This window comes from uncultured Gilvimarinus sp., assembly GCF_963975215.1.
In the GTDB taxonomy this organism is placed as follows: domain Bacteria; phylum Pseudomonadota; class Gammaproteobacteria; order Pseudomonadales; family Cellvibrionaceae; genus Gilvimarinus.
This window is the reverse complement of record NZ_CAXBFW010000009.1, coordinates 40,227-52,644: the sequence shown is the minus strand read 5'-3', so window position 1 is coordinate 52,644 and position 12,418 is coordinate 40,227. Positions and strand designations below refer to the sequence as shown.

Here is a 12,418-nt window from a genome sequence, read left to right as displayed (position 1 = left end):
TGATCGTTTGTGCTTGCGCTTAGCCATTACGCAGTCACCCGCTCAGAAAAAATATCGATCTGCTTGGTCTCTGCAGTGAATCTCTTGCTAGATTTTCTGAACTGATCGCTATCAATCTCAGTACCCACAAAATCCAACTCGCAATAATGAGCAGCAATTGCGCTAGACGCGGATCCCAAGTGTGTATCCAATATGCGCCAGCCCGGCTGCGCGTAGTTTTCGTATAGCCACTTATATAGAATTACCGGCTTCTGCGTGGGATGTATGCGCGTTTCATTGAGCCGCTTATTCCCGTGAGAACCCTGAATCATTCCGTTCCAGCGGTATTGGAAAATTCGTACCGCTTTGTCGAAGGTGGTGCTAGCAAGCTCTGCATCTGCGAACGAGCTACTACCGTTTTGCTTATCCCACACAATCCAACCCGGGCCCGCACACTCGTAACGATCCGCCAGGTGATTGGCTCCCCACACTATTTGGTGTTGTGAAATCCGCTTTATTTCGGCGAAAAATTCCGGTCCAGGAACATCCCAATGTTTTAACTCGCCATATTTACCAGCCGGCGCCAGCGTTGAGGAATATTCACCGTTGCGATAGAAGCCTGGCTTGTTGGGCCCATCGAAGTACGGTGGATCCGCCACCACCAAATCGAACGAGTTGTCAGGAAGATCACGCATGTAGTCCATGCAATTAACGTTCAGTAACTCAATCACAACATCCGCCCCTTACTTTGATAAATTTCGTTCCACAGCATTCGGTAATACTCGTCGACCGGTGGCGGTACCGATATTTCGTAATCGTTTAGCAGCCACGGAGCTACCTGCTCGTCCACATATTCGGTGAACCGCGCCTTGTTCATTTTGGTGGTTGACTCAAACAGGTAGCTAATTTTCCCGCCTGGCAGCGGCACCTCTTCCACGACCAAAAACATCTGCTGGCACATCGCGTGCAACCGATCTCGGGTAAACGAGAATCCGGCGATATTGTGGCCGGCGTCATTCAGCAGCTCGCACGCCTTTCGGTAGTAATAGCCGTTCAGGTAGTTGTTTTGCTTATCCGTTCGCTTATCTTTTTGAGCCATCCAAACGGTTGGCACCGGCGGCTGGCTTTTAATAAGCGCCATAGCCTGATCGCTTACGGGCTCCATTAGCCCATCTGCCCGAGGCACTAACACCAGCTGCATTACTCAGTACCCCGCGCTTTACGAAACTCTGCACCCTTCGGTGCCGTCGCCTGCCAGCCGTCGGTCGATCCAAGATCAAGCGGCTGGCTCAGTACAACCTCAGTTAAACCCGGGTCGCCATAACTCCAGCGCCTTTGAGCAAACGACCACGACTTAAACCGATCCCAGCGAATAAACAGCGTCCAGGTGCCCGGCAATACCGAATCAATCCGGTGCCAGCGCATAGAGCTGACAAAATTCCACCGCCACGGCCTAATATTCACGTATCTGGAGTGCCACCCATCACGCGGACAAAAGCCCGTTACACGCTCTTCGCGGTAGCCGCCGACAAGCGGAACACCTAAGCACCAGCGGTTAGGGTGGTCGTGCACCTCGCGGTCACCGTCGCAGCCTAAATACCGGTGAAGCACAACCTCCAGCTTGCCCAGCTGGAAAACGTGATAGCGCTCAATGTAGTGCTCGCCGTCCAGGTCAATGGCCCGCGCCGGCATAAGTTTTGTTACCCAAAGTAGAAATTTATTTATCATGCAGCCTCCCGAACCGCTGAAAGTAAACGCGATACAGGCTTGGGGCATACAGCGTTACCCATCAAGTGAACCGCGAGCCTATGGTTTTCTGGCAGCTGATACGTAGCAGGGAACGACATTGCTGCGCGGCACTCAAACCGAGAAAACATGCGCATACGGTCACCATCAATAATTGCCCAACGGTCGCGCGTTGTGATGGTCCCCACCGGTCGATCAATGCTGCGCCCGGTCTTTGTGTTGCCGTAGTACGAAATCAAGAAGCGGTCACCGTGCGCGGCTCGCCCAGCCTTTACACGCTCAAGCGTTGCAAGTGCTCGCCCAGGTTTTTCGATCGGCTGCCACTTGCCTGAGTAAAAATCGATAAAACTTGAAGCTGGCTTGTGCGCGCCACGCGGCAAGCTGAGCATTAAGGGCGCCTTGCTTTGGGTAAGCACCAGAAACATACGAACGCGGTTTTGCGGTGCACCAAGGTCAGCTGCATCGATAACGTGAGGAGCCACCGAATAACCTAGAGCGTTCATGGCCAGCTCCCACGGCCGGTAAAGCGTCCAGTCCAGAAACTCAGGGACGTTTTCAACCACGACAACTTGCGGCCGATGATACTCAGCTGCAGAGACCACAGCCCATGCGGTTGAGCGGCTGGCGTCATGCTGCGGGTTGCCCTTGGCTTTTCCGCGAGCCTTGCTGTGCCCCTGGCAGCAGGGGCTAGCCAGCATAATGTCGTGCGCTGGCACCTGGGACCAATCTGCCTGGTGCAAGTCTTGGCATAGGTGCTGGGCTTCGGGGTGATTCTTGCTGTGCCACTCGACCGCATCTGGCCAGTGATTTGCCGCCCAAACCACGTTAACGCCCGCCATTGTCGCGCCAGTCGAGAACCCGCCCGCGCCCGCAAACAAGTCAATTGCATTCATGCTGCCGAATCCCCATCCTGAACCACCACATACAACCGGGCGCAGGTGCCGCCGGTCACAGAGTCTTTTTTGTTTCCGATTTCCTCGATCGCACCGATACCAATAAGCTCGTTAACCCGAGGACAGCACACATTGATCGGCAAGCCGGGAACGCCCCGGGTAACCTCGTGCCGGGTGCTGCCCGGATACTTGCTCAAGTACTCGATGATCTTTACGCGATCACTGGCCACCTTGCCGCTACGTTTAGCGTCGATGTATGCAACTGCGCTATTTGGCTTAACCATCACCCCCTCCCGCCCCTTTTGAGGCCCCTGAAAAAAACTTTGTGCTCGATATTTCGGTAAGTACCAACACCAGGAATAAAAATATCGTTGATACCGTGCATACGGCCGCGCTTACCCATGCTGTAGTGCACGATTTCGTTCTCGTCGTAACCGTCCCGGATGATGTGCAGCGCCAACAAACTCATTCGGTCGCATCCGAGCAGTGCACTTAACCGGGCACACTTGTCAGGCGTCGACTTCTTTTCCCACGGGTCACCACCCTGACCGCGCTCTGCGCGATACCCAAAATCAATCGTGTCCGCCCAGTTAAATTGGGCTCCATCTTCGGCGTGTGCTGTAATCATTCGTCGTCACCAAGCATCTTTAGCAATTCCGCGCAGTGCTTTTGCCCTGCCTCGTATCGTTGTTTCTTAGCCGTCTGGTCTTCAATGGCCCGGCTTTGGTCAAAATATTTATGTCCACGCGGCTTAACGGCCGGCATGCAGTAACCAAGAAACTCGCCATAGGTCGGCGGCCATTCGGTATCGCCTTGCCGTGCGGCCTCTTTCACACGTTGCTCAACAACCGCAAACCCACGGCGCCAATCCTCTTCGCCCAAATCCTCGGTTTTACGGCACCACAGCAAAAACCGTGGAGAGTAATCACCGCGAGGGGTTCTAACCTCGCCCTCCTGGCTTGACCAACGGTGGCCAAACAGTTGGCTCATGCGCTGCCACATCGCGGTTACCAGCTTCCTCGTTCGCAAGGAGGGCAAATTCATCTGCGCATTGCTGGTCGATTCGGTGGACGGCGCTTTGTCGTCCGCCGGAATGATTTGGTTGATGCGTTGCATGAGCTGCCCCCATCTTCGATTTCAAGTTGTCAAAGCGAGTGCGCAGCTTGTCCGCACTCTGCACGTTGGAATTTTCAAAATTGTCAGCGCGACACCAGGACCATACCGCGCAAATGTCTTTGTGCGTCCGCCCGTCCTGCTCGCGCATCAGCCGGACAGTGTTTGCCCACGGCTCAAGCGTTTTAGGTTTTTTGTAATCAGGAATCACCTTGAGCAAAGATTTCAGCATGTACTCGGCCGCGGTCATGTCGTCAGCCGAATATTTATATTTTTTCTTTGGTCTCGGGTCGGGCTCGTCAGAGCCGGACGTAGGGGTTTTACTATTCTTATTCTCTTCTTTATCTTCTTCTTTATCTGTCGTGACTTTGCGTGACACTTCGTGACCTTGATGTGACGAGGCGTTTTCTCGATTTAATCTTTCACGTTCACGCTGTGCCCTTTTCCGTTCAGCAGCAGACAGCGCGCCGCCTAGAACGCCGCCGCCATCCTCTCTTTTGACCTGCCGGTTATCCCACCCGGTCAGCTTCCCATCCTCAACCACTCGCCCCTCCATTGCCGTCAAAACAGCCTCAACCTGGGGGTCGGACACGTCTAGCGCACTTGCTAAATCTTCAATCGTGACATCTGCGTGACCTCGCGTGACATTCTGCGAAGCGCTAACCATGAGGTGTAAGTACACAGACAGAACCAAAGAAATTGGCTCGCCAGAATGTCGAGCAATAGTCCTCCACTTAGGATCGTTGGGCATGTCATGCCATAACCGTAACCACTGGTTTGCCATTACTAAGCGGCCTCACGCTGCGCTATAAACGCATCAATGTTGCAGTGGTGTACTTTGAACTCGATTACCCATACCCAGGGGTTGGTGTCCCAGTTTTGGTAGATGGAATCCCATAAATCAGAAAAGGCCAACACTGGAGACGAGAACGGGCCTAGCTGTCCATTAGTCCAGCCAGATTTATAGCGGAAGATGCCTTCTTTTTCTGCATCGCTCTCGCTAATATCCTGCAGGCGCTCTACACGTACATTGGTGATTTCTAGCGTTAGGCGTGAAGCCCAGCGGGGCATGAACCTCAGGCGACGCAATTTACCGGGCTTAATCATCACGCATCCGGTGGTGCGAACCATTTGATCGGCCTCGTACAAAATAGGCTCACCACGGCTCAGCAGGCTCGGCTTGACGCTATCGCACTGGCTGCATGTGCGATATGACTCTTTAACCCAAAGCAGGTCACCCTTTTTTCCGTAAGGGCAGCGCAGAGGTTCCGTTTCCGCGAAATCCCCAGGCCAAGACACAAGCTCGTTATTGATAATGCTCCAGTGATCATCTGGATAAGCCCTTTTTGGGCCATCAACAGGGCGCCGCGTCTGAGTCTTACGCCCTTCCAATTTGGCGCACACCATTTCAGCGTTGAATAAAATCGGTTTTGTATTCATGCTTTTTCAGGCCCCTCAACAATCAAAAAAGGGCCCTCAACTGAGGGCCAAATCTAGGAGCCTCGCTTTATATCGCGAGGGAGAACAGACTGATCTCGTCATTTGCAGCAGTCGGACGACTACCCTGGAGGCGAGTTTGAACAGCTTGAATAAGGTCGGGCTTTTGCTTTGCGCCGGACTGGCCGAGCACGTAGCGCGATACAGCCATAGCAGCGTCACGCATAAACGCGGCGGGCTGGCGACCGGTTTCGGCCGAGGCCTTTTCTATCGCCTCGCGCTCGTTTTCAGACAGATAAGTAGCTTTGCGGATATACCGCACGTCTCGTGGATCGTGGTACATAGTGGTTCCCCTTTGGTTTTTACGCAGACTTACTAGGCGGCCTCGCTCGCCATCCCAAAGTGCTGGAGCACTTCAAGCAGCGAGACGTTGCCATCACTCTCGCGGGCTAATGCTTCGCGCAGAGGCTTTCGAGGCTCTTTACGGGCCGTCAAAATATGGATTCGCATGTAGTCGGGAGTGGTGCCGCACTTGCGCGCATACGCCTCCCGCTCGTCGGTCGTCAGAGATTCGATGTAGTCCCTGAGTTTCATGGCTGCTCCTGATATTGACTAAGTTGCGGTAAATGTACCAACGGGGTACTTATAAAGTCAACCTTTTTTATACTTTACCTTTAGGGTACAGCACTGAATAATTGCGCTATGGACATGAAAGAGATCAGATACAAGAACGCACGCCTCCTGGTCGATCAGGCGGGGAGCCTGCAGGCGTTCAGTGAGAAAATCGGGAAGGTTGCCACGCAGGCCAGCGCCTTTGCTGGATCGAACCCAAGAAAAGGTATTGGCAGTAAGATTGCTCGCGAAATAGAGGTGGCTTTTGAGAAGCCCTATGGCTGGATGGATGTGGACCAGACCCCAAATGCCGGAGAGCCAATCAGGACTAAGCAAGTCCCCCTAATCGCATGGGTAGCCGCCGGAAGCTGGTGCGACTCGCCCGACAACTACGCGCCGGGTGACGCCGAAGAGTGGCTAGACTGCCCTTTCCCGTTCAGCAAGCAATCGTTCTGCCTGGCTGTGGTGGGCGACTCAATGTGGCCGGACTATCGGGAGGGTGAATACATACTTGTCGATCCGGCTATTGAGCCCATACATAACGACGACGTAGTGGCCCGAGAGCCAGACGGGAAGCACACCTTTAAGCGGCTGCAGATCACGCCCGACGGCACTTATCTGCTAGCTGTAAACCCCGACCACCCCAATCGCAAGATCGAAATACCCGCCGATACCCAGATATGTGGCGTGGTCACTGGTAGCTGGATGCGCCGACGCCGATAGAATCCCCAATAAAAAATGGCCCGCTGAACGGGCCATTTTCTTATCTTTCAATGCTTAATCGTGTTTAGGCTAAGCAGCCCTCTCTACTACCCGAGCCAATCCCTCGCAGCATCGTTACGAATTCCCGAGCCTGAGACGTGCCCGGCGTCGCACCTGCCCGGGCCGGCAGCATTGACGTAACCTTAGCCTGACGCGCCTGCACCAGCTCAGCCTCAAATTGATCGGCCTCACAGGGTCGCAGCAAATCAAACAATAACGAGCAGGCAGTCCCAATGTAATACACAATTGCACTGCCTGACGCGCCCGCCAAACCCGCTAGCATGGCTAGTGGAAATAATCGTTTCTTCATAAGAATCATCCTTTGTTGGTTAAACACAGAAGACATTTTGCCGCCCTACGCGGACGGTTAATTGCCGAGTGCCCACCAATTGTACCAAAAAGATTTAATAAATGTACCCTAAAGGTGTTGACACTAATCCTACCCTAGAGGTACATTGACCCCCATCAAAGCAAACAACAGCAGGCCCACCAGCCTGCTTTTTCTGCAAAAGGGGAAGCCAAATGTTGGACGAAAACACAGCCCGCCTTAATGAGTACGAGGCCCAGCAATTCCACGCCGATAAGCGCGCCGAATGGCTGGGCCGCGACGAGGCCAACGTTACCGCTCAGGTCGAGCTTGTTGAGGTTTGCACCGCCCGCCTTCTCTTTCAGCGGAAAGAGACTCAAGTAGGCCTGCGCATTGCGCGTCACGGCGACATTCTTGGTGAGTGTTTAGAGGATGGTCGTTTGCGTAAAGCAATGCGCGAATGGCGAGAGATTGGCGATACAACCCTCGTCGATAACGTCATCTGGCGCGCCGCCGCCCGCATTGTCACCGAAACATTCAGCTTCTCAATCAAAGAGCTTGGCTTGGTGGCAACCACCTACCCAAACATGAGCCAGGCCGAGAAGGCCGGCTATGAAGTTCCTTTGAGCGCTCACATCGATTCGATGATAAAGCGCGAGATACCCACGGAAATTTACAACATTCGCGCCGACATAGCGGGCAAAAAACAGCTGGTTACCGGCCGCGGTAAAACCCAGGCCGAAGCCCAACAAAACGCACTGGCGCTTATCGAGCGTTTAACCGAATCCGCACACAAGCAAGAGGTGGCAGCATGAACGCATCAACCGAACTATCTAGCTGGGAAGAGAGTGGTATTCAGACTCTTCCCGAGAGGCAAACCAGCACTTCATCGTTAATTCTTGACCCTAATGCTCTGGATAAGATGATGCGCCTAGCCGACATAATGGCCCGAGGTGTAGCAACCATTCCAGACCATCTGCAAGGGAACGCATCTGACTGCCTCGCCGTAATCATGCAGTCAATGCAATGGAAGATGAATCCTTACGCCGTTGCTCAAAAAACTCACACAGTAAAAGGTGTTTTGGGTTATGAGGCCCAGCTGGTAAACGCCGTAATCACATCAAACGCACCAATTAAAGGTCGCCTTGATTACGAATGGTTTGGCGATTGGTCAAAAGTTACCGGAAAGTTTGAAATTAAAAATGGATCGAACGGTGAGTACCGCATACCTGGCTGGAAGCTCGCCGACGAGGAAGGTTTGGGCGTACGCATCATAGGAACCCTTAAAGGGGAGGAAAAACCCCGTGTGCTTGAGGTTCTACTTGCTCAGGCGCGAACTCGAAATAGCACGTTATGGGCCGATGATCCACGCCTACAGCTTGCTTACTTGGGTATTAAAAAGTGGTCCCGCCTCCATACGCCTGACGTTATTTTGGGCGTCTATACGCCCGATGAAATGGAGAGTTTTGACCGCTCTGAACTTAAAGATGTTACGCCTCGACCAACCGAGCCCGAGCAATTGCCCGTTTATTCCGAGGCAGAGTTTCAGAAAAACTTGCCCTCATGGGAGAAGGCAATTTTTGCCGGCAAGGCCAATGCCGAGTTCATCAAAAACAAAGTGTCGACTATGTCCCAGATGACCGATGCCCAGTTTGACGAGCTTAAAAACATAGAGTTAAACGCGGCCGCAGCGGCCCAGGAGGGACAACAGTGAAAACGTTAGAGAATTTGATACAGGGTAGCCCCGAGTGGAAGGCGATTCGCGGTACGTACTGCGTGGCGTCTGAGGCCCCTATCATCATGGGCGCCTCCCCTAATGTATCCCGCGACGAGCTGTTGCGCCTGAAAGCGACCGGCGACGAGCAGGTGCATGACGAGTGGGTAGAGAAGTTCGTGTTTGCCAAAGGTCACGAAACCGAGGCTAAAGCACGCCCTATTGCCGAGTCGCGCCAGGGTGAAGCGCTTTACCCGGTAACCGCAACCGAAGAGGTGGAAGGCCTTAAACTGCTGGCGTCATACGACGGCTTGACCATGTTTGAGGACAACCACTGGGAGCATAAACAGTTCGCCCAAGCCTTGTATGAGCTTGTTGTTTCAGGTGGCGAGCTGGAAGGCAAACACTACTGGCAGCTTGAGCACCAATTGCTGGTAAACAGTAACGGCAGCTGTACTTTTGCCGTATCTGACGGCACCAAAAAGAACTATGCCGAACTAACCTACTACTCGCGACCAGAGCGCCGCGAGCAGCTAATCGAAGGCTGGAAAATCTTTATTCAGGATTTAGAAAACTACCAGCCAGTAGAGTCCTCAGTACAGCTGGAAGGTAAAACGCCTGAGAACTTGCCGGCACTTATCGTAGAAATTACTGGTGGCGTGAAGACCACCAACCTGCCCGCCTACAAAGAGCACGCTATGGCCGTGCTGGAAGCAATAAGCACAGACCTGAACACCGACCAGGACTTTGCCGATGCCGCCACCACCGTCAAGTGGTGCGAGGGCGTAGAGAAAAAGCTAGAGCTAACCAAAGAGCAGGCATTGTCGCAAACCGTCGATATTGACCAGCTGATGCGCACTATCGACGATCTGAAAGAAGCAACCCGCCAGAAGCGATTAAACCTAAATCGTCAGGTAGAGAGCCGCAAAAAGGAAATCCGCACCGAAATAGCGGCGACTGCCCGAAACGCCTGGGCCAGCTATGTGAACGAAGTCAACGCCAAGCTATCACCCTGCCGACTGCCTGAAATTGCGTGTGACGTTGCCGGGGCCATGAAAGGTAAGCGCACCATCGACACTCTGCGCGGCGCAGCAAATGACGAAGTAATGCGCGCTAAGGTAGAGGCAAATCGATTCGCCAACACCATTGAAGCCAACTTAAACCTGCTGGCCGAGGTGGCCGAAGGCTACGACTTCCTGTTTGCCGACAAGCAAAGCCTTTGCCTGAAAGATTCCGAGGCCCTGGCCGCAATCGCCAAGCAGCGCATTGCCGACCACAAAGCTGAGGAAGAGAAAAAGGCCGAAGCGCAGCGCGAGAAAATCCGCGAAGAAGAACGCTTGAAGGCAGAGCGTGAAGCGGCTGAGAAACAACGCGAAGAGCAGCAAGCAAAGCGCGACGAAGCCAACCGCATAGCCCTAGAGTGCGCCGAGCAAAGCGCCACCGTTCGCCATGCGCCCGAGGCTAATGCCGGCATGACCACGACGCAAGGGGCGGCCGCTGTACCGCAAGAAGAGCTGCGCCAGCGCGAAATAGATCAGGCGCCTCTAATGCAAAACGCAGCGGCCTACAGCCCAAGCGATACCGAAATCATCCACCTCATTGCCGAGCATTACAGCGTATCGCGCAACAAAGCGATTAGCTGGATCGAGGCAATGGACATTCACAGCCTTAAACAAGCCGCCGGCATTTAAGTCGGCAATTTAATCAGGGGATCATCATGGATTTAGCATCAGTATTTGACACAGAAACTACCGGCCTGCCCGAATGGAAAGAACCTTCAGGATCGGAAAAGCAGCCTCACATTGTTCAGTTGGCCGCACACCAGGTAGACCGCGACACGCAAAAAGTAATTCAAACGCTCGACGTTATTATTAAGCCCGAGGGCTGGGCTATTCCCCAAGACGTTACAGACATTCACGGCATTACCACCGAGTACGCTGGTGACGTTGGCGTGCCAGAAAAAATGGCATTGGAAATGTTTATGGCCCTTAGTCGGGACAATTTGCATATTGCCCACAACGCTACGTTCGACCGCCGCATTATTCGTATTGGCTTAAAGCGTTACTTCGGTGACCGCATCGCCGACGAATTTAAAGAGGCGCCTTACGAGTGCACCGGAATCTTGGCCAAGCCGATCATGCAGCTGCTTCCCAAAGGGCGATACGGCTACAAGATGCCAAAGCTATCCGAGGCATACGAGTACTTCACCGGTAAAGAGCTCGAGAACGCACACACAGCCATAGCCGATGTTAACGCTTGCCTGGAGGTGTACTGGGCCATTCAGAGCCAGAAGCAAGAGGAAACGCTTAACCAAGCTGCAAGTTAAACCCAGCCCCTTGGCAACAGGGGGCACTCACCAAGGCTTTGGACAACCGCTATGCCCTACTCGGGACCGCGACCTGACTGGGATAGGCACCAGAGCTTTGTTGAGTGTTATTAACCGGCCTTTTTAGGCCCCTTATTTTGGAGTCTTTAACGTGAAAGTAATCAGCTATGAAGACTGGAAGAAGCAGGTTGAGATAGCCCACGAAGACGAAGAGCTAGAGGGTTGTGACATATGCCAAGGCGAAGGGATCGTGGAGTGCGACATGGGCCACGAGCACGACTGTGAAGAGTGTGGCGGCATGGGCGGCGTAGGGGTTGACCTTAGTCAACGTGCTTACGCGAAAGCGATAGCCAAAGACCTGCAAGCTCTTCTCAATTGGTGCGGCCGCCTGCCTGCCGACATAGAAGATCAAGCCGGTCTCAGCATGGTCGTTTATACCGACATTAAAACCAGAGAATTACGAATAGTGGCTTAGCGCCGCCAACGCTAGAGGTAATAACAATGTTTAAAAACGCGCACGTTTACACGCTTTCGAGCCTCCCGGTTATTACCGAGGAAGTCTTGCAAAGCAAAGAGTTTGAGCCATGCGGGAAGATGGACGCCTGCCGGCACGGTTTCTCTATCGCTCACGGCCTGGACAAGCTCGCGACCGAGATCGACCGCTTTGTCGTGTTTTGCATGACGGTCGAGGAAAAGATTTTGCCGCCCTCGGTCATTAAGCAATACGTTGACGAGAAGGTCGAAGACATTCGCGCCCAGGAAGGCCGCCCAGTAGGCAAAAAAGAGCGCGACACAATCAAAGATGAAGTGTTCTTTACCCTATTGCCGCAGGCGTTCACCAAGCGCCGCAACACCGTCGCCGTGCTCGACAAGACAAAACACCTGCTAATCGTGGACGAAGCGAGCGAAAACCGCGCAGAAGAGCTTTGCAGCTTATTGCGTGACGCCCTTGGCAGCTTGAAGGCTGTGCCGGTATCAACAAAGTCTAGCCCGTCGTCAGCGGCAACCAAGTGGCTTAAGGATGGCTTGCCGGAAGCGTTTGAGCTTGGCAACTATTGCAAGCTACAGCACCCAGGTACCGACGCGATGCACACCTGCCGCAATGACGACAGCCTAGACGAGCAAGTCAGCACGCACATCGACAACGGCCTGATGGTGACCGAGCTTCGCCTAAAGCATGACGCCCTTACCTTCACGGTAAACCAACAGCTAAAGCTAAAAGGGCTGAAATTCGACGACAACAAAATCGACGAAGTTAATGAACAAGCCGAAGACTTGAAGTTTCTCACTCTCGGCACCGTCATGCTGTCCGTCAATCAAATTGAGTCAGCGCTAGAAGCTTTATGCAAAGGGCTTGGCGGCGCCATAACACTAGACCTACTCGATCAAGAGGTAGCGTAAAGCTACCGCCGTACTGCCGACTTGTGCGGTGCAAAAAGTCTGTCCGGATCACCTCTCTAAAAAATGAGCCGGGTAATAGCAGACAAAAGCGGAAGCCGGGGCCGTTGTTCCCTTGTTGCTGTAGACGG

General features: G+C 53.4%; 19 protein-coding genes. 7 read left to right on the top strand and 12 right to left on the bottom strand.

The genetic code is table 11. The features are described from left to right. Nucleotides 1–26 precede the first annotated feature (26 nt). The 11 genes from AAC019_RS08345 to AAC019_RS08295 all read right to left on the bottom strand — a co-directional run bounded on the left by AAC019_RS08345 (nt 27) and on the right by AAC019_RS08295 (nt 5,762). The gene (locus tag AAC019_RS08345; protein WP_339898254.1) at nt 27–710 is read right to left on the bottom strand and encodes a DNA methyltransferase; all 684 of its coding nucleotides are present in this window, start codon (nt 708–710) and stop codon (nt 27–29) included. After that, nucleotides 707–1,144 (bottom strand): hypothetical protein, encoded by a 438-nt coding sequence (locus AAC019_RS08340; protein WP_339898253.1) that lies wholly within the window; start codon nt 1,142–1,144, stop codon nt 707–709. Before AAC019_RS08340 ends, AAC019_RS08345 begins: the two co-directional genes overlap by 4 nt. 35 nt (nt 1,145–1,179) lie before the next feature. Continuing rightward, a complete protein-coding gene (locus AAC019_RS08335; protein WP_339898252.1) occupies nt 1,180–1,707 on the bottom strand; it encodes a hypothetical protein in 528 nt (175 codons plus the stop codon). Then, nucleotides 1,704–2,618, bottom strand: a complete 915-nt coding sequence (locus tag AAC019_RS08330) for a DNA cytosine methyltransferase (RefSeq protein ID WP_339898251.1) — start codon at nt 2,616–2,618, stop codon at nt 1,704–1,706. The genes AAC019_RS08335 and AAC019_RS08330 overlap by 4 nt, the downstream gene beginning before the upstream one ends. Then, nucleotides 2,615–2,902: a hypothetical protein gene (locus AAC019_RS08325; protein WP_339898250.1), complete on the bottom strand. Its 288-nt coding sequence runs from the start codon at nt 2,900–2,902 to the stop codon at nt 2,615–2,617. The genes AAC019_RS08330 and AAC019_RS08325 overlap by 4 nt, the downstream gene beginning before the upstream one ends. Next, on the bottom strand, nt 2,902–3,246 hold the full coding sequence (locus AAC019_RS08320) for a hypothetical protein (protein ID WP_339898248.1): 345 nt from the start codon (nt 3,244–3,246) through the stop codon (nt 2,902–2,904). Before AAC019_RS08320 ends, AAC019_RS08325 begins: the two co-directional genes overlap by 1 nt. Beyond that, on the bottom strand, nt 3,243–3,608 hold the full coding sequence (locus AAC019_RS08315) for a hypothetical protein (RefSeq protein ID WP_339898246.1): 366 nt from the start codon (nt 3,606–3,608) through the stop codon (nt 3,243–3,245). Before AAC019_RS08315 ends, AAC019_RS08320 begins: the two co-directional genes overlap by 4 nt. Next, the gene (locus AAC019_RS08310; protein ID WP_339898245.1) at nt 3,559–4,275 is read right to left on the bottom strand and encodes a hypothetical protein; all 717 of its coding nucleotides are present in this window, start codon (nt 4,273–4,275) and stop codon (nt 3,559–3,561) included. Before AAC019_RS08310 ends, AAC019_RS08315 begins: the two co-directional genes overlap by 50 nt. Before the next feature lie 242 nt (nt 4,276–4,517). Further along, complete coding sequence (locus AAC019_RS08305; RefSeq protein WP_339898244.1) at nt 4,518–5,171, bottom strand: hypothetical protein; 654 nt, start codon at nt 5,169–5,171, stop codon at nt 4,518–4,520. 67 nt (nt 5,172–5,238) lie between these two features. Continuing rightward, nucleotides 5,239–5,511 carry a hypothetical protein gene (locus tag AAC019_RS08300; protein ID WP_339898243.1) on the bottom strand — a complete coding sequence of 91 codons (273 nt, stop codon included), beginning with the start codon at nt 5,509–5,511 and terminating at the stop codon, nt 5,239–5,241. A gap of 32 nt (nt 5,512–5,543) precedes the next feature. Beyond that, nucleotides 5,544–5,762 carry a hypothetical protein gene (locus AAC019_RS08295; RefSeq protein WP_339898242.1) on the bottom strand — a complete coding sequence of 73 codons (219 nt, stop codon included), beginning with the start codon at nt 5,760–5,762 and terminating at the stop codon, nt 5,544–5,546. A 108-nt stretch (nt 5,763–5,870) separates the two neighbouring features. On the opposite strand from AAC019_RS08295, the gene AAC019_RS08290 reads away from it, so the two are divergent. Next, nucleotides 5,871–6,503 (top strand): S24 family peptidase, encoded by a 633-nt coding sequence (locus AAC019_RS08290; protein ID WP_339898240.1) that lies wholly within the window; start codon nt 5,871–5,873, stop codon nt 6,501–6,503. Nucleotides 6,504–6,567: 64 nt separating this feature from the next. Here AAC019_RS08290 and AAC019_RS08285 read toward each other — a convergent pair whose 3' ends face one another. After that, nucleotides 6,568–6,852 (bottom strand): hypothetical protein, encoded by a 285-nt coding sequence (locus AAC019_RS08285; RefSeq protein WP_339898238.1) that lies wholly within the window; start codon nt 6,850–6,852, stop codon nt 6,568–6,570. 212 nt (nt 6,853–7,064) lie between these two features. Between AAC019_RS08285 and AAC019_RS08280 the strand changes: the two genes are divergently transcribed. The 6 genes from AAC019_RS08280 to rdgC all read left to right on the top strand — a co-directional run bounded on the left by AAC019_RS08280 (nt 7,065) and on the right by rdgC (nt 12,290). Next, entirely contained in the window at nt 7,065–7,664 is a 600-nt protein-coding gene (locus AAC019_RS08280) for a hypothetical protein (RefSeq protein WP_339898237.1), read from the top strand. After that, nucleotides 7,661–8,563, top strand: coding sequence for a RecT family recombinase (locus AAC019_RS08275; RefSeq protein WP_339898236.1), 903 nt, complete (start codon nt 7,661–7,663; stop codon nt 8,561–8,563). The genes AAC019_RS08280 and AAC019_RS08275 overlap by 4 nt, the downstream gene beginning before the upstream one ends. After that, the gene (locus AAC019_RS08270) at nt 8,560–10,254 is read left to right on the top strand and encodes a hypothetical protein (protein ID WP_339898235.1); all 1,695 of its coding nucleotides are present in this window, start codon (nt 8,560–8,562) and stop codon (nt 10,252–10,254) included. The genes AAC019_RS08275 and AAC019_RS08270 overlap by 4 nt, the downstream gene beginning before the upstream one ends. 26 nt (nt 10,255–10,280) lie before the next feature. After that, nucleotides 10,281–10,889: a 3'-5' exonuclease gene (locus AAC019_RS08265; RefSeq protein WP_339898234.1), complete on the top strand. Its 609-nt coding sequence runs from the start codon at nt 10,281–10,283 to the stop codon at nt 10,887–10,889. A gap of 151 nt (nt 10,890–11,040) precedes the next feature. Beyond that, entirely contained in the window at nt 11,041–11,364 is a 324-nt protein-coding gene (locus tag AAC019_RS08260; protein WP_339898233.1) for a hypothetical protein, read from the top strand. A 26-nt stretch (nt 11,365–11,390) separates the two neighbouring features. After that, a complete protein-coding gene (rdgC, locus tag AAC019_RS08255) occupies nt 11,391–12,290 on the top strand; it encodes a recombination-associated protein RdgC (protein ID WP_339898232.1) in 900 nt (299 codons plus the stop codon). The last annotated feature ends 128 nt before the right edge of the window (nt 12,291–12,418 follow it).